The organism is Micromonospora sp. C51 (assembly GCF_018070435.1).
In the GTDB taxonomy this organism is placed as follows: Bacteria; Actinomycetota; Actinomycetes; order Mycobacteriales; family Micromonosporaceae; genus Micromonospora; species Micromonospora sediminimaris.
The window spans coordinates 53,691-75,691 of the sequence record NZ_JAGPXQ010000029.1; the positions used below are offsets into that span (position 1 = coordinate 53,691).

At 72.2% G+C, this 22,001-nt stretch carries 24 protein-coding genes; 15 read left to right on the top strand and 9 right to left on the bottom strand.

The genetic code is table 11. From position 1 onward, the window contains the following. Positions 1-110: 110 nt before the first annotated feature. Together rsgA and aroA are read right to left on the bottom strand one after the other, a co-directional pair. Positions 111-1,037, bottom strand: a complete 927-nt coding sequence (gene rsgA, locus KBX50_RS23650) for a ribosome small subunit-dependent GTPase A (protein ID WP_374224714.1) — start codon at positions 1,035-1,037, stop codon at positions 111-113. Between the two features lie 164 nt (positions 1,038-1,201). Continuing rightward, positions 1,202-2,506 (bottom strand): 3-phosphoshikimate 1-carboxyvinyltransferase, encoded by a 1,305-nt coding sequence (gene aroA / locus KBX50_RS23655; RefSeq protein WP_210939888.1) that lies wholly within the window; start codon positions 2,504-2,506, stop codon positions 1,202-1,204. Positions 2,507-2,608: 102 nt separating this feature from the next. Between aroA and KBX50_RS23660 the strand changes: the two genes are divergently transcribed. The 5 genes from KBX50_RS23660 to rsrA all read left to right on the top strand — a co-directional run bounded on the left by KBX50_RS23660 (position 2,609) and on the right by rsrA (position 5,913). Next, complete coding sequence (locus KBX50_RS23660; protein ID WP_210939890.1) at positions 2,609-3,319, top strand: SOS response-associated peptidase; 711 nt, start codon at positions 2,609-2,611, stop codon at positions 3,317-3,319. A 196-nt stretch (positions 3,320-3,515) separates the two neighbouring features. Continuing rightward, positions 3,516-3,908, top strand: a complete 393-nt coding sequence (locus KBX50_RS23665) for a WhiB family transcriptional regulator (protein ID WP_204001477.1) — start codon at positions 3,516-3,518, stop codon at positions 3,906-3,908. 41 nt (positions 3,909-3,949) lie between these two features. Beyond that, positions 3,950-4,561, top strand: coding sequence for an alpha/beta family hydrolase (locus KBX50_RS23670; RefSeq protein ID WP_210939893.1), 612 nt, complete (start codon positions 3,950-3,952; stop codon positions 4,559-4,561). 247 nt (positions 4,562-4,808) lie between these two features. Beyond that, a complete protein-coding gene (locus KBX50_RS23675) occupies positions 4,809-5,624 on the top strand; it encodes a sigma-70 family RNA polymerase sigma factor (RefSeq protein ID WP_307871048.1) in 816 nt (271 codons plus the stop codon). 1 nt (position 5,625) lies between these two features. Continuing rightward, positions 5,626-5,913, top strand: a complete 288-nt coding sequence (gene rsrA / locus KBX50_RS23680; RefSeq protein WP_210939894.1) for a mycothiol system anti-sigma-R factor — start codon at positions 5,626-5,628, stop codon at positions 5,911-5,913. 81 nt (positions 5,914-5,994) lie between these two features. On the opposite strand, the gene KBX50_RS33860 is transcribed toward rsrA, so the two are convergent. Then, complete coding sequence (locus KBX50_RS33860) at positions 5,995-6,069, bottom strand: 50S ribosomal protein bL37 (RefSeq protein ID WP_370461611.1); 75 nt, start codon at positions 6,067-6,069, stop codon at positions 5,995-5,997. 200 nt (positions 6,070-6,269) lie between these two features. Here KBX50_RS33860 and KBX50_RS23685 point away from each other — a divergent pair, with 200 nt between their 5' ends. Together KBX50_RS23685 and KBX50_RS23690 are read left to right on the top strand one after the other, a co-directional pair. Further along, positions 6,270-6,485 carry a biotin/lipoyl-binding carrier protein gene (locus KBX50_RS23685; protein ID WP_093405215.1) on the top strand — a complete coding sequence of 72 codons (216 nt, stop codon included), beginning with the start codon at positions 6,270-6,272 and terminating at the stop codon, positions 6,483-6,485. Further along, a complete protein-coding gene (locus KBX50_RS23690) occupies positions 6,482-6,985 on the top strand; it encodes a GNAT family N-acetyltransferase (RefSeq protein ID WP_210939895.1) in 504 nt (167 codons plus the stop codon). The genes KBX50_RS23685 and KBX50_RS23690 overlap by 4 nt, the downstream gene beginning before the upstream one ends. Positions 6,986-7,055: 70 nt before the next feature. Here KBX50_RS23690 and KBX50_RS23695 read toward each other — a convergent pair whose 3' ends face one another. Further along, the gene (locus KBX50_RS23695) at positions 7,056-7,661 is read right to left on the bottom strand and encodes a TetR/AcrR family transcriptional regulator (protein WP_210939896.1); all 606 of its coding nucleotides are present in this window, start codon (positions 7,659-7,661) and stop codon (positions 7,056-7,058) included. Between the two features lie 114 nt (positions 7,662-7,775). Between KBX50_RS23695 and KBX50_RS23700 the strand changes: the two genes are divergently transcribed. Beyond that, on the top strand, positions 7,776-9,362 hold the full coding sequence (locus KBX50_RS23700; RefSeq protein ID WP_210939897.1) for an MDR family MFS transporter: 1,587 nt from the start codon (positions 7,776-7,778) through the stop codon (positions 9,360-9,362). Positions 9,363-9,376: 14 nt separating this feature from the next. Here the strand turns inward: KBX50_RS23700 and KBX50_RS23705 are convergent, their stop codons facing one another. Then, positions 9,377-11,047 (bottom strand): tetratricopeptide repeat protein, encoded by a 1,671-nt coding sequence (locus KBX50_RS23705; protein ID WP_210939898.1) that lies wholly within the window; start codon positions 11,045-11,047, stop codon positions 9,377-9,379. Between the two features lie 194 nt (positions 11,048-11,241). Between KBX50_RS23705 and KBX50_RS23710 the strand changes: the two genes are divergently transcribed. Together KBX50_RS23710 and KBX50_RS23715 are read left to right on the top strand one after the other, a co-directional pair. After that, the gene (locus KBX50_RS23710; RefSeq protein WP_210939918.1) at positions 11,242-12,273 is read left to right on the top strand and encodes an SIS domain-containing protein; all 1,032 of its coding nucleotides are present in this window, start codon (positions 11,242-11,244) and stop codon (positions 12,271-12,273) included. 25 nt (positions 12,274-12,298) lie between these two features. Next, positions 12,299-13,849 carry a PAS domain-containing sensor histidine kinase gene (locus KBX50_RS23715; RefSeq protein WP_210939900.1) on the top strand — a complete coding sequence of 517 codons (1,551 nt, stop codon included), beginning with the start codon at positions 12,299-12,301 and terminating at the stop codon, positions 13,847-13,849. 33 nt (positions 13,850-13,882) lie between these two features. Here the strand turns inward: KBX50_RS23715 and KBX50_RS23720 are convergent, their stop codons facing one another. Beyond that, complete coding sequence (locus KBX50_RS23720; RefSeq protein ID WP_247674311.1) at positions 13,883-15,382, bottom strand: glycosyltransferase family 39 protein; 1,500 nt, start codon at positions 15,380-15,382, stop codon at positions 13,883-13,885. Between the two features lie 389 nt (positions 15,383-15,771). Between KBX50_RS23720 and KBX50_RS23725 the strand changes: the two genes are divergently transcribed. Genes KBX50_RS23725 through KBX50_RS23740 form a run of 4 tightly spaced genes read left to right on the top strand, consistent with a single transcriptional unit; the run spans position 15,772 to position 19,152 of the window. After that, a complete protein-coding gene (locus KBX50_RS23725; RefSeq protein ID WP_210939903.1) occupies positions 15,772-17,463 on the top strand; it encodes a nitrite/sulfite reductase in 1,692 nt (563 codons plus the stop codon). Further along, complete coding sequence (locus tag KBX50_RS23730) at positions 17,460-17,621, top strand: hypothetical protein (RefSeq protein WP_166458566.1); 162 nt, start codon at positions 17,460-17,462, stop codon at positions 17,619-17,621. Before KBX50_RS23725 ends, KBX50_RS23730 begins: the two co-directional genes overlap by 4 nt. Beyond that, the gene (locus tag KBX50_RS23735) at positions 17,618-18,382 is read left to right on the top strand and encodes a phosphoadenylyl-sulfate reductase (protein ID WP_210939904.1); all 765 of its coding nucleotides are present in this window, start codon (positions 17,618-17,620) and stop codon (positions 18,380-18,382) included. Before KBX50_RS23730 ends, KBX50_RS23735 begins: the two co-directional genes overlap by 4 nt. Next, positions 18,364-19,152, top strand: a complete 789-nt coding sequence (locus KBX50_RS23740; RefSeq protein WP_210939905.1) for a sirohydrochlorin chelatase — start codon at positions 18,364-18,366, stop codon at positions 19,150-19,152. The genes KBX50_RS23735 and KBX50_RS23740 overlap by 19 nt, the downstream gene beginning before the upstream one ends. Positions 19,153-19,330: 178 nt before the next feature. On the opposite strand, the gene KBX50_RS23745 is transcribed toward KBX50_RS23740, so the two are convergent. Both KBX50_RS23745 and KBX50_RS23750 read right to left on the bottom strand, forming a co-directional pair. Next, positions 19,331-19,588, bottom strand: coding sequence for a WhiB family transcriptional regulator (locus KBX50_RS23745; protein WP_007072794.1), 258 nt, complete (start codon positions 19,586-19,588; stop codon positions 19,331-19,333). 443 nt (positions 19,589-20,031) lie between these two features. Continuing rightward, positions 20,032-20,976 carry a diacylglycerol kinase family protein gene (locus KBX50_RS23750; RefSeq protein ID WP_210939906.1) on the bottom strand — a complete coding sequence of 315 codons (945 nt, stop codon included), beginning with the start codon at positions 20,974-20,976 and terminating at the stop codon, positions 20,032-20,034. Positions 20,977-21,018: 42 nt separating this feature from the next. On the opposite strand from KBX50_RS23750, the gene KBX50_RS23755 reads away from it, so the two are divergent. Next, positions 21,019-21,408 (top strand): hypothetical protein, encoded by a 390-nt coding sequence (locus tag KBX50_RS23755; RefSeq protein ID WP_210939907.1) that lies wholly within the window; start codon positions 21,019-21,021, stop codon positions 21,406-21,408. Between the two features lie 18 nt (positions 21,409-21,426). On the opposite strand, the gene KBX50_RS23760 is transcribed toward KBX50_RS23755, so the two are convergent. Continuing rightward, the gene (locus KBX50_RS23760; protein ID WP_210939908.1) at positions 21,427-21,834 is read right to left on the bottom strand and encodes an anti-sigma regulatory factor; all 408 of its coding nucleotides are present in this window, start codon (positions 21,832-21,834) and stop codon (positions 21,427-21,429) included. Positions 21,835-22,001 lie beyond the last annotated feature (167 nt).

Below are 22,001 nucleotides of genomic sequence, written 5' to 3' on the forward strand. Positions count from 1 at the left end.
GCCGGACACGGTAGCGACGCCGGCACCGGGACGCCGCCGGGGGCCGGCGACGTCCACGTCGGTGGCGCTACCGGCAGCGCCACCGACGGCGGCGGGTCGTGCCCGCCGGGTCACTCCGGGCGTCCGTGCGGGTCGGGCTCGGTCCGGGAGTCGGTCTCCCCGGCCCGGGAGGCCAGCAACCGGCGGTACGAGGCCAGCCGGCGAGGGTCGGCCCGCCCTGCCGTCACCCAGCCGTCGAGTGCGCAGTCGGCCTCGTCGGCGGTGTGTGGGCAGTTCGCCGGGCAGTCGGCGGTGGCTTCGACCAGGTCCGGAAAACCGTGCAGCAGGCTCTCCGCCGAGACGTGGGCCAACCCGAAACTGCGTACCCCCGGGGTGTCCACGATCCAGCCCGGATCCTGCTCCGCGTCGGGTGGCGCGGGCAGCCGCAGTGCCACCGCGCTGGTCGAGGTGTGCCGCCCCCGGCCGATCGCGCTGACCGTGCCGACCGCCCGTTCGGCCTCCGGCACCAGTCGGTTGACCAGCGTCGACTTGCCCACCCCGGAGTGACCGACGAGCACCGAGACCCGGCCGGTCAGCAGGCTGCGCAGCGCGTCCAGCGGGGAGTCCGGCCGGATGAGCAGGTACGGCAGTTCGAGTTCGGTGTAGTAGTCGAGCACCTTCTCCGGCCCGGCCAGGTCGGCCTTGGTCAGGCAGAGCAGTGGTTCGATGTCCGCGTCGTACGCGGCGACCAGGCAGCGGTCGATGAAGCCGGTACGCGGCGGCGGGTCGGCCAGCGCGCTGACGATCACGAGCTGGTCGGCGTTGGCGACGACGACCCGTTCCAGCCGCCCCTCGGCGGTGCTGGCGTCGTCCTCGGCGGTGCGCCGCAGCACGGACCGGCGTGCTTCGATCCGCACGATGCGGGCCAGCGCACCGGACGAACCGGAGGTGTCGCCGACCAGCCCGACCCGGTCGCCGACCACGACCGACTTGCGGCCCAGCTCGCGGGCGCGCATCGCGGTGACGGTGGGATCGTCCGGCCCGGCACCGGGCAGCACGCAGGTGTACCGCCCACGGTCGACCGCGATGACGAAACCGTCCTTGGCGTCGGCGTGCAGGGGCCGGGTGCGGGTACGCGGGCGTGAGGACCTGCCGGGCCGGACCCGGACGTCGTCCTCGTCGTACTCCCGCCGCCTGGTCGCCAGGGCCGCCCTTCTTCCGCTCAGCTCTTACCGGTCACCAGTGCCGACCATAGTGCCGGGAACTCGGGCATGGTCTTCGAGGTGCAGGACACGTCGTCCAACTCGACGCCCGGCACCACCAGACCGGCCACCGCCGCCGCGTGCGCCATCCGGTGATCATGGTAGGTGCGGAACACGCCACCGTGCAGCGGCCGGGGCCGGATCTCCAAGCCGTCGGCCGACTCGGTGATGTCCGCGCCGAGCCCGGCGAACTCCCGGGTCAGCGCGGCCAGTCGGTCCGTCTCGTGGCCCCGGATGTGACTGACCCCGGTGAACACCGAGGGCGAGTCGGCGAGCATGGCCAGCGCGGTCAGCGCCGGGGTCAGTTCGCTGACGTCGGACAGGTTGGCGCGCAACCCCTTCACCGGGCCGGTGCCGCGCACCGTCAACCCCTCGGTGGTGAGAGCGACCTCCGCCCCCATCTGCTGCAAGAGTGAGCGCAGTCGCTCCACCGGCTGGGCGCTGCCCCGCGCCGGCCAGCCGCGCAGGGTCACCTCGCCGCCGGTGACCAGAGCGGCGGCGAAGAACGGCACCGCACCGGAGAGATCCGGCTCGATCTCCCAGCTGCGACCGGTAAGCGGCCCGGGCTCGACCGCCCAGACGTCGGGGGTGCTGTCGTCGACCGCGGCGCCGGCGGCGCGCAGCATCTGCACCGTCATCCGCAGGTGCGGTGCGGAGGGCACCGGCGGCCCGACGTGCCGGACCACCAGCCCCCGGTCGAAGCGTGGGGCGGCGAGCAGCAGACCGGAGACCAGCTGGCTGGAGGCCGAGGCGTCGATCACGACCTCGCCGCCGGTCACCCGACCGGTGCCCAGCACCACCAGTGGCAGGCTGCCCGTGGCGGGGGTGTCGACGCGTACGCCGAGCGAGCGCAGCGCCTCGATCAGCGGGCCGAGCGGGCGGGTGCGGGCGGACGGGTCACCGTCGAGGGTGACCTGCCCGTCGGCCAGCCCAGCCACCGGTGGCACGAAGCGCATGATCGTGCCGGCGAGCCCCACGTCGACCTGGGCCGGGCCGAACAACCGGTGCGGCCGGACCAGCCAGCGGTCGTCGTCGGCGATCGAGACGTGGGCGCCCATCGCCCGCAGCGCGGCGGCCATCAGCTCGGTGTCCCGGGCCCGCAACGGCAGGGACAGGGTCGAGGGCCCGGCGGCCAACGCGCTCAGCACCAGAGCCCGGTTGGTCATCGACTTGGAGCCGGGCAGGCGCAGCGACGCCGACACCGGGTCGCTGGCCGTCGGTGCGGTCCACGGCTGTAGCGGCCGGGTCGCGGTCACATTCCCCACAGGTACATTCTGCCGTGCCGTGACCCGGTGGCCGCTACGGTCACCGGCCACTCCCGGGGAACGGGACAGCCGCTCGGCGTGCCGCGCGCTAGCGTGAGCGACATGTGCGGTAGGTACGCCACGACCCGGAGCGCCGGTGACCTGAGCGGCCTGTTCGAGGCCGTCGACGAGACCGGCGACGGGCTGGTCGCCGACCACAACGTGGCGCCTACCGATCCGGTGCCGCTGGTCCGGGTCAGCGCCGCGGGGCACCGGGCGCTCTCGCTGGGCCGCTGGGGTCTGGTGCCACCGTGGTCCCGCTCGCCCGCCGGCGCGGCCCGCATGATCAACGCGCGGGCCGAGACGGTCGCCACCAGCCGGGCGTACGCTCCGGCCTTCGCCCGCCGTCGGTGCCTGGTTCCCGCCGACGGCTGGTACGAGTGGGTGCGGCTGGCCGGCGGCGCGAAGCAGCCGTACTACATGACCCCACGCGACGGCTCGGTGCTCGCCTTCGCCGGCATCTGGTCGCGCTGGGACGGCCCGGACGCGACGCTGCTGACCTTCAGCGTGCTGACCACCGCGGCGCTCGGCGAACTGGCCGAGGTGCACGACCGGATGCCCCTGCTGCTGCCACCTGAGCGCTGGGCGACCTGGCTGGGCGGTGGTGAGGGCCAGGCCGAGCTGCTCGTACCGCCGCCGGTGGACTGGCTGGCCCGGTTGGAGGTGCGGCCGGTGGGGCAGGCCGTGGGCGATGTGCGTAACGACGGTCCGGGGCTGACCGCCCGGGTGCCGCTGACCCGTCCCGCCGAGTCGGCGGAGATGACGCTCTTCTGATCCCGCCCGGCACATTGTCGGGAGTGATTTGCTGCGGTTGCGGGTGAAAGGTGACGCGCACGTTCTGCCAACTTCCCGGCGAAGTCTTGTCCCGGTGTGCGCAAATGCGATAGAACACAGCGCCGGTGGTGGGTGTCGTTCGCGTTGGGTGAACGATCTCCATCGATATTGCTGGTCCCACGGGGGAGGTGGGTGGATGACACGGGCGCGTATGCCCCGTCCGCACGAGGTGGCCGCCGCGCGACGTGATCCGCGACTGTTGCGGGCGTTGCGTGAGCGGCGACAGGACGAAGCCTGGCGTACCAGAGGTACCTGTCAGAGCGTCGACCCGGAAACGTTCTTTCCGGCGCCGAACGAGCCGGCCGACGCGGCGGTGGCCCTGTGCCGCAGCTGCGACGTGCAGGGTTCCTGCCTGGCGTGGGCGCTGGAGGTCGGCGACTGTCACGGCGTCTGGGGTGGCACCACGCCGCGGGAGCGGCGGGCGATGCTGGTCGCCTGGCGCAGCGAGGTGCAACCCGATCCAGAGGCCGCCGGTGAACCGGGTCCGCCGGTACGCGACCGGCTGCTCACCCTGGTGCCGTTGAGCTGACCAACGGGCCCGGCGCAGGTCGAAAAGGGTTCAATGGGGCGGTGCCCGACAACGTCCTCGAAACCCCGCGCGGCCTCGCTCGGGTCGACACCGATCAGCCGTCCGGCCTGCCCCGAGCCCTGCTGGTGCTGGGGCACGGGGCAGGCGGCGGCGTCGACGCCCCGGATCTGGTCGCCCTGCGCGACGCGGCGGTGACCACCGGGGTGGTAGTGGTGCGGGTGACTCAGCCGTACCGGGTCGCCGGGCGCCGTGCGCCGGCCCCGGCCGGGCACCTCGACGAGGCCTGGTCCACCGTGTTGACGGTGCTGCGGCAGCGGCATCCGGGCGTACCGCTGGTGGTCGGTGGCCGATCCAGCGGCGCTCGGGTGGCCTGCCGGACGGCGACCGCGGTGGGCGCTGCCGGGGTGGTGGCGCTCGCCTTCCCGCTGCATCCGCCCGGTCGACCGGAGCGGAGTCGGGCCGGTGAGCTGGTGACCGGCGTGCCGACCCTGGTGGTGAACGGGGATCGGGATCCGTTCGGTGTGCCGGCGCCGGGCCCGGGGATACGGGTGACGGTCCGGCCAGGGGAGCGGCATGACCTGCGGATCGACCCGGTCGGTACGGCCGCTCTGGCGGTGGACTGGCTGCGCGAGCACGGCTGGGCCGCAGCCTGAGGGCGGGCGGGCCGCCGCCGGGTCACCGTGCCCGGCTGCCGTGTCCGCCGGCCGCGCCGCTTCGTTGCACCCGATGGTGTCCCCAGCGCCCGTCCGGGCGGCGACACCGGGCTCCCAGGCCCTTCCTGGTCCCAGCCACGGTCGCACCGCCGGGGCGGGGACCAGGAACGCCCGGGCCGAGCCGGAATGTCCCGCCCCACGGCGGGTGTTGAACACCTCGGACAACCACTGTGCGAGGGGGTGACCGGTGCCGACCGAGATCCGGAGCCGGGAACACGACCAGCGGGAGGCACGGCAGCTCAGGCAGCTGCTGGCCGGCCCGAAGTGGCCGGCGGCGGTGCCACCGGCCGAGGTGGCGGCGGGCACACCCGTCGGAACCGAATCTTCCGGGAGGTCGGTGCGCGTATCCTCGGCGGGGAAGCATCCAACCCGAGGGGATGTGCGGTTGACCACGGAGAAGACGGACGAGCGCAGGGCCCGGTTCGAACGGGACGCGATGCCATTCGTCGATCAGCTGTACGCGGCCGGCCTGCGGATGACGCGTAACCCGGCGGATGCCGAGGATCTGGTCCAGGAGACCTACCTGAAGGCGTATGCCGCCTTCCACCAGTTCGAGCAGGGCACGAACCTGAAGGCCTGGCTCTACCGGATCCTGACCAACACCTACATCAACTCGTACCGCAAGCGGCAGCGCCAACCGGTGCAGGCGCCCACCGACGAGATCACCGACTGGCAGCTGGCCGAGGCGGAGTCGCACACCTCCAGCGGGCTGCGGTCCGCCGAGACCGAGGCGTTGGACCGGCTGCCGGACAGCGACGTCAAGGAGGCCCTCCAGCAGTTGCCGGAGGAGTTCCGGCTGGCGGTCTACCTCACCGATGTCGAGGGCTTCTCCTACAAGGAGGTCGCCGACATCATGGGCACGCCGATCGGCACGGTGATGTCGCGGTTGCACCGCGGGCGTCGTAATCTGCGCAAGCTGCTTGAGGGGTACGCCGCGGAGCGGGGTTTCTCCGCGGCCCAGCCGGCCCGGAGTTCGACCGCCGCCACGGGCCGGGAGGTGTGACGTGAGCTGTGGAGATCCGCACGAGACGGACTGCCGTGAGGTGCTCGCCGAGGTCTACCTCTACCTCGACCTGGAGTGCGCGGAGGAACGGCGGACGCTGATCCGGCACCATCTCGACGAGTGTGGCCGGTGCCTGCGCGAGTACGGCATCGAGCAGGAGGTCAAGGCGCTGGTGGCCCGCTGCTGCGGCAACGAGTCCGCGCCGGACGAACTGCGCGAACGGCTGCGGGTACGGATCAGCGAACTCGTCGTCTTCGAGACCAGCGAGTCGCGCGAACTGGCCGACTGACAAGCGCCGGTGCCCGGGTCGATTCCGACCCGGGCACCGCTGTGTCCGTCGTCCGATCGCGGCGGGCAGCCGCCCGCCGGCTCAGGAGTTGGGGCGCTTGCCGTGGTTCGCGGCGCTCTTCTTACGGGCCTTCTTCTTACGGGCCTTCTTCGCCATGGTGACCTCCTCGTGATGGCCGGATCAGGCAGGGTACGACCCCGTCAGCGAGGCGCTGGCGCCCGTGCCGGCGTCGGATCCCGACCCGTTGATGCTAGTGCCGGCGGTACGGGTGGGCTGCTCCCGGGGCCACACCGCGCCCACCCGCCGCCCGCTCATGGTTGGATACGTCGCAGGAGCCGCGAGGAAGGGGCCGGGAGATGGCCGAGGAGATCCGCGCCGAGATGGTGGCGAACGTCTGGAAGGTCGTCGCATCGGCCGGGGACACCGTGTCCGAGGGGGACACGCTGGTGATCCTGGAGTCGATGAAGATGGAGATCCCGGTGATCGCCGAGTCCGACGGTGTCGTGCAGCAACTCGCGGTGAACGAGGGCGACGTGGTGCAGGACGGTGACCTGATCGCGGTGATCGGTTGAGCGACCCGCTGATCCGCCTGATCGAGCCGGCCGATTTCGCTGCGGTCGCCCGACTCACCGTCGCCGCGTACGAGGCGGACGGGCAGCTCAAGGGGGAGACCGGCTACGCCGACGTGCTGGCCGACGTGTCCGTCCGGGCGGAGCACGGTGACGTGCTGGTGGCCGTGGAGCCGGCGACCGGGCACCTGCTCGGCTCGGTCACCTTCGTGCTGCCCGGCACCCGGTACGCCGAGATGTGCGGCCCGGGGGAGGCGGAGTTCCGGATGCTGGCGGTGGACCCGAGCGCGCAGGGTCGGGGAGCCGGCGCCGCGCTGGTCGAGGCGTGCGTGGCACGGGCGATCGAGCTGGGCTGCACCGCGGTGACCATCTGCGTACGCGAGGGCCTTGCCGAGCCGGCCCACCGGCTCTACCGCAGGCGTGGCTTCGTCCGCCAGCCCGAGCGGGACTGGAGCCCCTTCCCCGGCGTGAACCTCCTCGCCCTCCGCCTCCCCCTCCCCTGAACCCCACAACCTGTGTTGATCATGAGGTTGGCGGCAGTTTCATAGATCAACTTGGCCGTTAACCTCATGATCAACGTGGGGGTGGCTGGGGGTGGCTGGGGGTGGGTGGGGGTGGCGCGGTGATTGCGGTGAGTAGTTCGTTGGCGACCTCCAGGGCCACCCGCTTGCGCTCGGCGTCGGTGATGTCCGGCGTGCGTACGGCGAACCAGCTGCTGTGCACGGCGAACAGGGCCAGCACGGCACGGAGCTGGGCACCGGGGGAGTCGTCGCCCTGGCAGAGAGCGGTGGCCAACCGGAACATCCGGCCGCGCAGCTCCCGACCGGCGGAGAGACTCTTCAACGCGGTCTGGTTCTGCTCGAAGAACCGCATCACCGAGGGCTGCTCGCCACTGAACATGGCGTCGGCGTACCGCTCGATGACGGCCTGCCGGGTAGCCAGCGTGGCCGGTTGGGTCTCGGCCCAGGCGATCAGGGCGTCCATCCGCTCCAGCCGGTCCTCCACCACGCTGGTGACGATCTCGTCCTTGCTCTTGAAGTGGTAGTAGAGCGCGGCCTTGGTCACCCCGAGCCGCTCGGCCACCTCACGCAGGGAGGTCGCCTCGTAGCCCTGCTCCGTGAAGAGCTCCAGCGCCACGGCCTTGATCCGCTCCCGGGTGCCGCCTGTGCTCTGACTCACCCGTACCTGCCAATCCGGTTGACCGTCGTTGCCTGTCCAACTTACCGTCCGGCTAGTAAGGTGACTAGCCGGGCGGCAAGTAAGTGCGCCGCATCTCGGGGGGAGAGCTTACCGATGGCCCAGCAGAACCAGGCTGCCGTGCGACCCAATGTCCGGGTCGTGCTTTTCGGTCTGATGATCGCCATGATGCTGGCGATGCTCGACAACATGATCGTCAGCACGGCGCTGCCGCGCATCGTCGGCGAGTTCGGCGGGCTCAACCACTTCACCTGGGTGGTGACCGCGTACGTGCTGGGGACCACCGTCTCCACCCCGATCTGGGGCAAGCTCGGCGACCTGTACGGCCGTAAGTCGGTGTTCCTCACCGCTGTGGTGATCTTTCTCGTCGGCTCCGCGCTGTGCGGCATGGCCGGCTCGGGCTTCCTCGGCGGCCCCGACGACGGCATGGTCCAGTTGATCGCCTTCCGGGCCGTTCAGGGTCTGGGTGCCGGTGGCCTGATGGTGGGCGTCATGGCGATCATCGGCGACCTGGTGCCGCCCCGCGAGCGTGGCCGCTACCAGGGCATGATCGCCGGGATCATGGCGATCGCGATGGTCGCCGGCCCGCTGGTCGGCGGCTTCATCACCGATCACCTCTCCTGGCGCTGGGCGTTCTACGTCAACCTGCCACTGGGCGGGGTGGCGTTGGTGCTGCTGATCGCCACCATGCACCTGCCCAAGTACCGCACCGAACACCGCATCGACTGGCTCGGCGCCGCCCTGCTGTCGGTCGGTATCACCGGGATCGTGTTGATCACCACCTGGGGCGGCAACGAGTACGCCTGGGCCTCCCCGCAGATCCTCGGGCTCGCCGTACTGGCCGTCGCGGCGCTTGTGGTGTTCGGGTTCGTCGAGCGTCGGGTTCCCGAGCCGATCCTGCCGCTGCGGCTCTTCGCCAACCGGAACTTCGCCCTCATCTCGGTGATCGGCTTCCTGCTCGGCTTCGCGATGTTCGGCGCGATGAACTTCCTGCCGCTCTACCAGCAGACCGTTCAGGGCGCGTCGGCCACCAACTCCGGCCTGCTGCTGCTGCCGTTGATGTTCGGCATGCTGCTGGTGTCGCTGGTCGTCGGCCGGGCGATCACCCGGACCGGCCGGTACCGGATCTTCCCGATCGTCGGCGGTGGGGTGATGACGGTCGGGCTCGCCCTGCTGAGCCTGCTCGACGTGGACACCAGCAAGTTCCAGTCGTCGCTCTACATGCTCGTGCTCGGCGCCGGCATGGGCTTCCTCATGCAGACCTCCATGCTGATCGCGCAGAACAGCGTCGCCCAGAAGGACCTGGGGGCGGCGAGCGGCGCGGCCACCTTCTTCCGGTCCATCGGTGGGTCGTTCGGTATCTCGTTGTTCGGGGCCATCTTCGCCAACCGGCTGGCCGGCTCGGCTGCCGGCGGCGCGTTCAGCGGTGGCGGTGAGGCCGGCGCGGCGATGAACATCGAACAACTTCGGGAACTGCCGGCGCAGGCCCGCGAGCTGGTGCTCGGTGGGCTCGCCGACGCGATCTCGCACGTGTTCCTCTGGGCGGTGCTCTTCGCCGTCGTGGTGCCGGTACTGGCCTGGTTCATCCGGGAGATCCCGTTGCGCACGAGCAACGAGCCGGAGCCGGACAGCAGCGGCCAGGAGCAGGCCGAGGCCGACCTGGCCCGGTCACCGGCCGTCTGAGGTTCCCAGGCCGCTCAGGGCGTGCCACGCGGGCGTGTCCGCCACGGGGGCAGGAGACGACGCAGCAGGCTACGCAGCGCGCCGCGACGCTGGCCGGCGGTCACCCCGGCCAGCGTCCGCGCGGTGGCGGTGGTCTCCGGGTCGAGGTCCGGCGTGGCCAACGCCAGGTGGGCCAGGGAGGCCGCGTTGGGCAACTGATGGTGCCGGACCGCCGCCAGCCGCTCGGCGACCAGTTCGGCCACGTCCCGGCGGACCGACGGATCGACCCAGGCGGCGGTCACCAGGGCGAACAGGGCCGCCTCGGCGACCTCTGGCACCTCGCGCGCCAACTCCACCAGCACCCGTCGCCGGGTCGAATCCGCCCACGGCTCGTCGGTCCGGTGGTGCAGCAGACCGAGGCAGGTCCAGACCTGCACGCAGCGCAACCACAGCGCCGGGTCCTGGCCGGCGAGCACCCGCCCGAGCGCGGTCTGCGGGGTCTCCGGTGGATGGGCCAACAGGCCGAGGAGGTCGGCCAGATCGAGCGTGGCCAGGCCGACCGCCGCGTCGTAGGCCGCCGGTGGATGCGGCCAGGCCGGGTGGGCGAGTTCACGTAGGCGGCGGGCGGCCTCCGCCGACGGCGGAGGCGGTGTGGGGCGCGCCGCCGGCTGCGATCCGTCGTTCCCGGCGCCGGGTTGCCCGCTCGTACCGCCGGCCGGCGCAGCCGGCGTCAGCTGACCCAGCCAGGGGCGGCCGCGACAGCATTCGGCCAGGTCGCCGTGCTCGTGGGAGTCGTCCGGGTGGTCGCGGGTGAAGTCCGCCAGCGCCACCAGGTGACGCACCGCACCGTCGCGTTGGAAGCGCAGGCGGTGCGCGGTGTGCACCGCGCAGTCGAAGGACGGGTCGCGGGCCAGGGCACGCTCGATCCAGCCCAGCGCCTCCTCCAGCCGGCCGTGGTCGGCCAGGGTGCCGGCGATGTCGGCGTACACCGCCAGGTCGTTTGGGTCGTGCTCGACGGCGCGGCGTAGCGCGGCGAGCGCCTCCCGGGTCCGGCCGGCGCTGCGCAGCGCGTACCCGAGCCACACCTCGCCCATCTTCGACGGTGCCGCGCGTACGCCCCGGCTGGCCCAGCGGACCGCGAGCGGCACCTCCTCCACCCGCCTGGCCAGCGCGGACGCCGTGCCCAGCAGCAGCGCATGCTCCGGGTGGACGGTGATCGCGTTGCGGGCGAGCGTGAGGTACGGCGTGAGAGCGATCCGGTTCGGTGGCGGAACCGGATCGGGAATGGCGGCGCAGACCTGCATCAGTACCCGGGCCGCCTGCTCGGGCCCGAGACGCTCGGCCAACTCGGGCGAGGTGACCCAGGGGACCCCGGCCCAGTCCGCCCCGGGCGCGTGCGCGGTGGCGGCGACCAGCAGATCAAGACCGTCGGCCGGGCGACCAGCCGCAGCGAGCAGGTGCGCCCGGGCGACCACGGCGCCGACGAAGGTGTGGTGCTGCAACGGGAACAGGTCGATCCCGCCGTCGCCGCTGGCGGCGGCCAGCCGGGCGAGGGTCTCGTGCACCTCGGGCAGCGTCGGTGCCCGGGCCAGCGCCGCCGCGACGTGGTCGGCGGCATGCGTCAGCTCGCCCGAATCCAGGGCCCGCCGGGCCAGGATCAGCTCCTCCGTCGCCGGCAGCGCCCGGTCGTCCGTTCCCTCGGCCACGTGATCCTCTCGCTCGTCGGTACCGGTTGCGCGGTGAGGTCGGGTCAGCGTAGGTGACGAGATCCAGTTTTGGTGATCCACTGCGCACTTCTGCTCGTTTGATTGCTCGGACGGGCGCAAAGGTGCAAGACTGAGCAGCAATCGCGCGGATATCGCGCAGGGGAGGAGTTTCCGTGACGCGCCCAGGTAGCGGCATGGCCGCCGACATCGACGAGCAGCCGGCCGGTTACGAGCGGTTGCTCGCCACCGAGCAGGCCACCGCCATCGCCCGGGTGGCCGCGGCCGTCGCCGAGCGCCGACCCCGACACGTGGTGTTCACCGCCCGGGGCACCTCGGACCATGCCGCGCTGTACGGCGCCTACCTCAGCGAGATCCGCCTCGGCCTGCCGGCCGGCCTGGCCTCGCCGAGCGCGATCACCCTCTTCGGCGCCCGGCCCGACCTCTCCGAGGCCCTGGTCGTGGGAGTCAGCCAGAGCGGCGGATCGCCCGACCTGACGGAGGTGCTCCGGGCCGCCCGCGACTCCGGTGCGCTCACCCTCGCCGTCACCAACGCACCGGATTCCCCGTTGGCGACGACCGCGGAACTCTCCGTGGACATCGCGGCAGGACACGAGCGGGCGGTCGCCGCCACCAAGACCTACACGGCCGAACTGCTCGCCCTGCTGATGCTGGTGGAGGGGATCCGGGCCGGTGACGGCGCGCTGCCCACCGAGGAGCGCCGGGCCCTGGCCGCCCTGCCCGAGCTGGCCGCCCGCACCCTCACCGACCCGGTCGCGGCTCAGCTCGCGCCGCGCTACCGCTTCGCCGCCCAGATCGTCACCACCGGGCGGGGGTACGCGTACCCGACCGCCCGGGAAGCGGCGCTGAAGCTGATGGAGACCTCCTACCTGCCGGCGTTGGCGTTCTCCGGCGCCGACCTGCTGCACGGGCCGCTGGCCATGACCGACCCGGACGTGCCGGTGCTGGCGGTGGTCGGCTCGGGGCCGGGCGGACGGTCGATGCGCGAGGTGCTGCCCCGGCTCGGTGAGCGCCGCGCCGACGTGGTGGTGGTCGGCTCCGCCGAGATCGACGGCGCCACCCGCCTCGCCGTGCCCGAGGTCGACGAGCGGTACGCCCCGCTGCTGGACATCCTGCCGTTGCAGCGGCTGGCGTTGGCGCTCGCCCTGACCCGGGGCGAGGATCCGGACGCACCGCGCGGGTTGAAGAAGGTCACCGCGACGATGTGATGGTCGGCGTGGCACGCTGGTCGGCGTGTCAACGCTGCGCGATCTCGCCGAGGAGCACACCCGCCTACGTCGGGTCGACATCGACCACCTGCACCGCATCGCCGGTGACTGGCAGTTGCTGTCCGACCTCTCCTTCGCCGACCTGCTGCTCTGGGTCCCGGTGGACGGCGAGGGCAGCTTCCTCTGCGTGGCCCAGGTCCGCCCGACCACCGCGCCCACCGCGTACCAGGACGACCAGGTGGGACGGATCGTCGGCGGCCCGGAGGTGGCGCACCTGGAGGTCGCCTACCGGCAGGGGCGCATCTGGCGGGAGGGCGACCCGGTCTGGTACGGCGACGTGCCCGCCCGGCACGAGGCGATCCCGGTCCGACTGCGCACGGCCGACGGCGAATCCGGCGAGGTGATCGCCGTGGTGGGTCGGGACACCAACCTCTCCACCGCGCGTACGCCCAGCCAGTTGGAGTTGAACTACCTGACCACCGCCGACGACCTGGCCCAGATGATCGCCGACGGCACCTTCCCGCCGCCCCGGCACCCGGGCGAGACCACCTCGGCGCCGCGGGTCGGTGACGGGCTGGTGCGGCTGGACGCCGGTGGCAAGGTCACCTACGCCAGCCCCAACGCGCAGTCCGCGTACCGCCGCCTGGGGCACGCCTCGCTCCTGGTCGGTGAGGATCTCGCGGTGCTGCACCGGCGGCTGGCCGGTGATCCCCTGGACGGCACGGAGGCCGCGAACGGCATCCTCGCCGCGCTGCGCGGCGAGGCGCCGCCGCGGCGGGAGATCGACGCGCGCGGGGCGACCATGCTCACCCGGGCCCTGCCGCTGATGCCCGCCGGTGTGCCGATCGGCGCGCTGGTGCTGGTCCGCGACATCACCGAGGTACGCCGACGCGACCGCGCCCTGATCACCAAGGACGCCACCATCCGGGAGATCCACCACCGGGTGAAGAACAACCTGCAGACGGTCGCGGCGCTGCTGCGGCTACAGGCCCGCCGGGTGTCCATGCCGGAAGCGCGGGTGGCCCTGGAGGAGTCGGTACGCCGGGTGGCGTCGATCGCGCTGGTGCACGAGACGCTCGCCATGTCCAGCGACGAGGCGGTGGAGTTCGACGGGATCGTCGACCGGGTGGCCAACGCGGCCACCGAGGTGGCGGCGACCGAGGTGAGCGTCGCGATGCGCCGTACGGGCACCTTCGGCGTGCTGCCGGCCGAGATCGCCACCTCACTGGTGATGGTGCTCAACGAGCTGCTGCTCAACGCCGTCGAACACGGCTTCCCGCCGGCCGGTGACGACGCCCCGGTGACAGTCGGCCCGCCGAAGCCCGAGGTGGTGGTCTCGGCGCACCGGCTCCGCCGGATGCTGCATGTCACCGTCGCGGACAACGGCCGGGGCCTGCCGGCGGGGTTCGAGGCCGAGGGCGGCGCGAAGCTCGGGTTGCAGATCGTCCGGGCGCTGGTCACCGGGGAACTGCGCGGCACCATCGAGTTGCGCCCCGGCGCCGACGGCGGCACCGAGGCTTTTCTGGCCCTTCCGCTGGTGGCGCGTAGCGCCCCCGAGGGCCGCAGCGGCGGGTGACCCGTTCCGCCCACACCGCTCCGGCCATTCCGGTCAACCGCGCCGAGTGAGCAGGGCGAGGGTGACGCCGGAACGCGGCCACACCTGGGTCAGCGTGAAGCGGTCGCGTAGCGCTTCCCCCTTGGCGTCGGGCACGGCGGCGAGGGGGTCGGATCGCCGCCCGGCCAACACCAGCCAGACCCGGTCGACTCCGGCCAGGCACTCCGCCGGGCGGTCGCATTCGGCGGCCCACAGGTCACCCCGGCGTTCCTGCCCCTCGGCCAGCAGCGCGTCCCGTGGGATTCGACCGCCCAGGTGATAGCGCAGCCCGAGGTCGAGAAAGAGCCAGCTGTCCCGGGGCGAGTACACCACCGCGTCGCCGGGACGCCGGCCCGCCGCGATGATCTCGGCAGTGGCCCGGTAGTCCACCGTGGCGGCGCGTGGCCACTCGTGGGTACGGCGCAGGGCCGCCTGCTCGGGCAGGCCGAGCAGGCCGGTCAGCACCACCACCGCCAGCGCGGCGGGTAACCGGGCGGCGGCGAGCGCCGCGCCGGCCAGCAGGCAACCGAACGGCACCACGAAGACCAGGTAGCGGGGCACCCACAGGGGAACGGCCACCCCGGCCAGGAACAGCAGCAGCACCGGTGCCAGGACGCAGCTCAGCGGCAGCAGTGCCCGACGGCCCGCCCGGGCCGCCCCGAGGGCGGCCAGCCCGACCAGCACACCGCCGACCACGCCGCTCTGCGCCACCCCACCTGCCAGCGCCGCCAGGTCCCCAGGGCGGGCGGCGTCCACCCAGTCGAGCTGCCGTCCCCGCTGTCCGCTGGCCACCAGGGCCAGCGGCACCACCGCCATCGCCACCGGCACCAGGGCGGCCAACCAGTACCCGATCACCTGGCCTGTCGACTCGCGCTGCCCACCGCCGCTCGACCCGCCGGCCCGGCTCTCGAAGTCGGCGCCAGCGGCGGGACCGGCCCGGGCGGTCCTGGTCAGCACGGCGACGGCGTGGGCGGCGAGCAGGGTGAGCGCCACCAGGTGGGTGAGCCCGAGGGCGATGGTCGCCGCCGCGTAGCCGACCCAGTGCCGCCGGGTGGGGCGTTGCAGCGCGGCGACCAGCAGCAGCGTACTCAGCACGGCGAGTGCGCTGGCCAGGGCGTACGGCCGCGCCTCCTGCCCGTACCGGGAGGTGCCGGGCAGCACCGCGAACAGCAGGCCGGCGAGGGTGCCGACCCGGGCGTCCCACAGCCGCTGCCCGAGTGCGGCGGTCAGGCCGGCGGTCGCGGCCATGGCCAGGGCGGAGGGCAGGCGGAGCGCGGCCACCGAGTCACCGGCCGCCGCCAACCAGGCGTGCATGAACAGGTAGTAGGGGCCGGTGGCGGCGTCGATGGTGCCGGCCAGCCGGACCAGGCCGCCCAGTCCTCGGGTGGCGGCGCTCCAGGTCGCCAACTCGTCGCGCCACAGCTGGGCTGCGTCCAGCCCCACCAGCGTGGCCAGCAGGGTGACCGTCGCCGGTGCCAGCCATACCGGTACCGAGCGCAGCCGCCCTCCGCTCAGCCGGACGCCGATGCCGACCACCGGAATCGACCTATCGGACAAATCACCCACGCCGCGAGCCTGCCACACGGTGACGCTCGGGGGAGCCGGCAGCGACCGCCCGTGATGTGGGATCACGCACGTCACCATTGGCCGCCCCGCCCGAGGTGTGGCAGCATGACGTCCATGACTGCCGCTGTCGTGCGCCGCTTCGTGGCTCGACGCCACGTCGATTACGGCCGCGTGCGCAGCGCCATCTGTCCGGCTCACTGACGACGCCCGACCATCCCTGCCTCGGGCACGCAGCGCGCCGGCCGTGCAGAGACATCGCTGTCCACGGTCCCTCCGGGAACCGGTCGTCGCGCTCGCGCAGCAACACCGAGGCGCAGCAGACAACGGAGGACGCCGCGATGGCAGTCAGCGAGATTCCGGCCCGCCCGCCGCGGGCGCCCCGGCGCCCCCGTGGTGAGGGCCAGTGGGCGCTCGGGCACCGAGAGCCCCTCAACCCCAATGAGCGGATCAAGAAGGACGACGACCCGCTCAATGTCCGGGCCCGCATCGAGAACATCTACGCCCACCGCGGGTTCGCCTCCATCGACCCGCAGGACCTGCGCGGCCGGTTCCGGTGGTGGGGCCTGTACACCCAGCGGAAGGCGGGCATCGACGGTGGGCGTACCGCCGTGCTGGAGCCGCACGAGCTGGAAGACGAGTACTTCATGCTGCGGGTACGCGTCGACGGCGGCCAGCTCGACCTGACCCAGTTGCGGACGATCGCCGAGATCTCCCGGGAATTCGCCCGGGACACCGCGGACATCACCGACCGGCAGAACATCCAGTACCACTGGATCCGGGTCGAGGACATGCCGGAGATCTGGCGGCGGCTGGAGTCGGTCGGGTTGCAGACCACCGAGGCGTGCGGCGACTGTCCCCGGATCGTGCTGGGCAGCCCGGTGGCCGGCGTGGCCGAGGCCGAGCGGATCGACCCCACCCCCGCGATCGACGAGATCGTCAAGCGGTACGTCGGCGACAAGCAGTTCTCCAACCTGCCGCGCAAGTTCAAGTCGTCGATCTCCTGGCTGGTCGACACCCCGTACGAGGCGAACGACATCGCCTTCCTCGGCGTCGATCACCCGGAACACGGCCCGGGCTTCGACCTCTGGGTCGGCGGGGGCCTGTCCACCAACCCGATGCTGGCCCAGCGGCTCGGCACCTGGGTGCCGCTGTCCGAGGTACCCGACGTCTGGGCCGGCGTGGTGGGCATCTTCCGCGACTACGGCTACCGCCGGCTGCGCCACCGGGCCCGACTCAAGTTCCTGGTCGCCGACTGGGGGGTGGCGAAGTTCCGGGAGGTGCTGGAGAAGGAGTACCTCGGCCGGACGCTGCTCGACGGCCCCGCCCCGGCACTGCCGGAGCGGCCGATCGACCACATCGGCATACACCGGCAGCGTGACGGCCGCAACTACGTCGGTGCCGCCCCGGTGGTCGGGCGGGTCTCCGGGACCCAGCTCGCCCAACTCGCGGACGTCGTCGAGGCGCACGGCAGCGAGCGGGTACGACTCACCCCGTACCAGAAGCTGCTGGTGCTCGACGTGCCGCCGGAGCGGACGGAGTCGCTGGTCGCGGGCCTGCGCGAGATCGGCCTGGAGGCCCAGCCCTCGGCCTGGCGGCGCGGCACCATGGCCTGCACCGGCATCGAGTACTGCAAGCTCGCCATCGTCGAGACCAAGGCGCGCGGCGAGGAACTGGTGGCCCGGCTGGAGCAGCGACTGCGCGACTTCGACGCGGACATCTCCATCCACATCAACGGCTGCCCCAACGCCTGCGCCCGCACGCAGGTGGCGGACATCGGCCTCAAGGGGCAGCTGGTGACCGGGCCGGACGGCCGCCAGGTGGAGGGCTTCCAGGTGCATCTCGGCGGTGGACTCGGCATGGCGGAGGGTCGCACCGCCGGCTTCGGGCGCAAGCTGCGTGGCCTGAAGACGACCGCCGAGGAACTGCCCGGGTACGTCGAGCGGCTGGCCGTTCGCTACCTGGAAAGCCGGACCGAGGGTGAGACGTTCGCCAACTGGGTGATTCGGGTCGACGAGGAGGAACTGCGATGAGTGGTGAGACTCGTTCCGTGCCGCTGTACTGCCCGTACTGCGGCGAGGAGGATCTGCGGCCGAGTGAGACCGGGCACGGCGCATGGGAGTGCCACGCCTGCGCACGGGTATTCACGGTCAGGTTCAGCGGCCTGCTCTCCCGGGCGGTGAACCGGTGAGCGCCCTGGTCTCCGCCGCCGGCCTGGGCCTGGTCGGCACCAGCGCCGTGGCCACCGCCGATCCGTCCCGACGCGACCCGGACGAGCTGCGGACGCTCGCCGAACGGGCCGGCCGGGAACTGGAGGGCGCGCCCGCGTTGGAGATCGCGCGGTGGGCGGCGGAAACCTTCGGGGAGCGGTTCTGCGTGACCAGCTCGATGGCCGATGCCGTCCTCGCCCACCTGGTCTCCCGGGTGGCGCCCGGGGTGGACGTGGTCTTCCTCGACACCGGGCTGCACTTCCCGGAGACCCTCGCCGTCCGCGACGAGGTGGCCCGCACGCTCCCGGTGAACGTCCGGTCCATCCGGCCGCGACTCACCGTGGGTCAACAGGACGGCGAGTACGGACCGCGGCTGTTCAACAGGTCTCCGGACGAATGCTGCCAGCTGCGCAAGGTGGAGCCGCTGGAGCGGGCGCTTACCGACTATGACGCGTGGGCCGCCGGCCTGCGCCGCGACGAGTCGCCGACCCGCGCCAACACGCCGGTGGTCACCTTCGACGCGCGGCGGGGCAAGGTGAAGGTCAATCCGATCGCGGCCTGGACCCAGGCGGACGTCGACGCGTACATCGCCCGGTGGAACGTGCCGGTCAACGAGCTGTTCCGGCGCGGCTACGGCTCGATCGGCTGCTGGCCGTGCACCCGGCGGACCGGAGCCGGTGAGGACTCCCGGGCCGGTCGCTGGGCGATGTTCGAGAAGACCGAGTGCGGGCTGCACGTCTGACCGGAGGCGTCGGCCCGACCGGCGAGCAGCGGTCGGGTGACGATCCGTTGCTGCTGGTCGCCCACGGCAGTCGCGATCCCCGGGCAGCCGAGGCGACCAGGGCCCTGGCCCGGGCGGTCGCCGCCGCCCGCCCCGGTACGCCGGTGCTGCCGAGCTGGCTCGACCACACCGAGCCTGGTCCGACCGAGGCGCTGCGCGGGCTGGTCGCGGCCGGGTACTCCCGGGCGGTGCTGGTGCCGCTGCTGCTGACCGCCGCCTATCACCGTCGGGTCGACATCCCGGCGGCGGTGGCGGCGGCCCAGCGATCCGGCCCACCGATCGAGGTGCGGGTCACCGACGTGCTCGGCCCGGTGCGGGGCGAGGTGGACCCGGCGCTGCTGGCCGGGTTGCGGCGGCGGCTCGGCGAGGCGCGGCCGGGTCGGTGTGACGCCGTGGTGCTGGCCGCCGCGGGCACCCGTGACGCCGCGGCACGAGGGTCCGTCGGGCGGGTGGCCGCCGCGCTGGGCGCGGCCCTGGACGTCCCGACCCGGGTGTCGTACGCCTCGGCGGCTCCGCCGGATGCCGGTGCGGCGGTGACCCGGCTGCGGGCGGCCGGCGCGCGACGGGTGGCGGTGGCGGCCTACTTCCTGGCCCCGGGGCTGTTCCACGACGCGGTGACGGCGGCTGCCCGGGAGGCCGGCGCGGTCGCCGTGGCATCCCCGCTGACCGATGTACCGGATCTGGTGGACCTGATACTCCGCCGGGTAACCACTACGTCGACGCACACCTGACTCTCCGTACCGACGAAAGAGCACGTCACATCAGCCGGGTTGCGACGGCAATATCTGCGGAGTCGGCATTTGTCGGCGACGTTGCGGGGGGGGCATGAACGGTGGTTCAGGCGGGCAGCAGAACGCCCCGGCGGGCTGAGCCGGCCGGGGCGTTTCGCTTCGTACGTGTGTGTGGTGGTCAGGCGGAGTGAGCGCGCAGCACCCGGAGGCCGCCACGACGCTTGACGGCGCGCCGCTCCTCCTCGCTCATCCCGCCCCAGACGCCAGCGTCCTGACCGGATTCCAGCGCCCACTGCAGGCACTGGTCGGTCACGGAGCAGCGCCGGCAGACGGCCTTGGCCTGCTCGACCTGCAGGAGAGCCGGACCGGACGTCCCGATCGGGAAGAACAGCTCCGGGTCCTCGTCGCGGCAGACAGCATGGTGACGCCAGTCCATGGCGGCAACACTCCTCATTCTGGATGGGTGGCAGATGTTGCTTGTTGGTGCTTTTCCTATATGCATCCGCATTGCCGATGGTGACGGTTCGCGTCCGCCATTTCGGCAGTGCGTGAGCAGGCTGTTAACCCGGGGGCCTGCTGGAAAAGCTCACCTTGCCGAGCATGTCCAGGCAATGTCCCGGTAACTCAAGTTCGCTTGTGAATACTTTCACGAACTCACGCGATGTCAAGGGTGGCGCTCGGAAAAACTCCGGACGGTGAGCAAGCCCACAACCCATTTGTCCGGGTTCCGGATCTCTCCGGCTACCCGTCGTATCACAGTCGAGGATCAATATAGTACAGTCCGCCGCGCATTGCTGACATTTCCGGCATCCGTCCCGGGTGTCGCAGTCGTCGCGCGGGGGATGTCGCCGACTACCTCACCCCGGTGGTACCGGAGACCTAACAGATTACTCTGAGTGCGGCGGGAACGCTGGTGAATCTGACTTTTTCCCGCTCGCCAAGATAGTCGCCGTCGAGCTGAAACGCCTGTGGACGGCTCGCGACCAGCGTGAACTCGTCCACATCGTGCAGCCGCAGCACCTGACGACCGTGTGGATCGGGCGTCGGAGAGAAGAATTGCGTCACGGTGCGTGTCGTGCTGGCGACGCCGAGCTGGCGCAGGGCCAGTACGTCGAGCCCCAGGTCGAACGACGCGGCCGGATTCGGGTTGACCTCCCGGTCCCCGACGTACGTCCACGGGGCGGTGTTCTGCACGATGATCGTGGCCAGCTCGCCCTCGGTCGCCTCGCCCGGCCGCTCCAACTGGATGGCCGGGTGTCGTCGCTCGTTGCCCAGCAGCAACTGCGCGGTGAACGCCCGAAAGTAGAGCGAGGGGGAGGAGACCCGGCCCCGGCGGCGAGCTTCCTCGACCCGGTGGATCACCGACGCGTCGAGCCCGAAGCCGGCGCAGAAGGTGAAGTAGCGATCGTCGGCCCGGCCGAGGCCGATCGTGCGGCGTCGGCCCAGCCGCAGTCCCTCCATGATCATGCTGGCGCCCTCCGGCCATTCCCGGGGCAGGCCGAGCGCACGGGCGAAGACGTTTGTCGAGCCGCCGGGCACGGTGGCCAGGGCCGGCAGCCGGTCGGCGGTCGGTTCCGCACCACCCGCAGTGGTCGCCGTCATCAGCCCGTTGACCACCTCGTTCACCGTGCCGTCGCCACCCAGGGTGACCACTGCGTCGACACCCTCCTCGGCGGCCTCCCGGGCCAGCGTGGTGGCGTGGCCGCGCTGGCGGGTGTAGCGCACGGAGAGGTCGACCTCACTGCGCAGCGCTCGGACGAGCACGTCACGCGCGCGCTCACTGGTGGTGGTGGCCTTCGGATTGACCAGCAGGACGGCCCGCATGGGCGGCACTGTACTCCGCGCCGTCACCGGTATCGTGACCGCGTGACCATCGACTCCGACCCGACCCCCGTCACGCTCCGTTGGGCGGTCCGGCTGCTGCGCGGTCAGGCGGTCGCCGTCGGGCTGGTCGCCGCCTGGCTGATCTTCGCGGATCTGACCGCCACCACCACCCATCTGACGTCGGCGCTGCTGGTGACGGCCTTCGCCGTCGGTGCCGCGGTCGCCCTCTGGGCGCTGGGCAGTGCCCTGCTCCGACGGCGGGCCGGTGCCCGCGCGCCGGCCATCGTGCTTCAGCTCATGCTGCTGCCGATCGGTTGGTTCATGATCCAGGGCGGGCTCGGCTGGCTCGGCGTGCCACTTATCGCGCTCGGCATCGGGGTGACCTGGCTGCTGGTGAGTCCGCCGACCACCCGCGCTCTGGGCTTCGAGTGAGCTGACCCGGGCGCCCGGTCACCAGCCGGAGGCGCGTCGGGTGAGCAGCGAGATGGTCGCCCGGCCGTCGCTCGCCCGCGCCCCCGCCGAGGTGGTCAGCGCGGTGAGCACCTTCCAGGCGAACGACGACTCCGCCGGCAGCCGGGCACCGGACATCGTCGGCACGGTCACCTCGACGGTCAGTGCGTCCTCGGTGACCGAGAAGCGGCAGTCCAGTTCGGCGTCCGCGGCGGCGATGGCGAGCAGCATCGCGCAAGCCTCGTCGACCGCGATGCGCAGATCCTCGATCTCGTCCAGGGCGAACTGGAGCCGTGCCGCGAGACCGGCGGTGGCGGTGCGGAGAACGCTCAGATATCCGCCGTCCGCGGGCACGGTGAGGTGCACGATGTCGTCATCGGTCGTCGGCTGGCCGGTCAGTTGAGTCACCACTCATCCCCCCGGTCGGGGACTCTACCCGCTCGGGCCGCCACGCGGTTGACGACGGTCAGTGCGGCGGCTCGGCGGCGCGGCGGCGCGGCCGGACCGCACGGCATCGCCCGGACGGGATCCGAGGGCCACAACGCGTCGGCGGGGGGGCGCGGCCAGACGGGCCC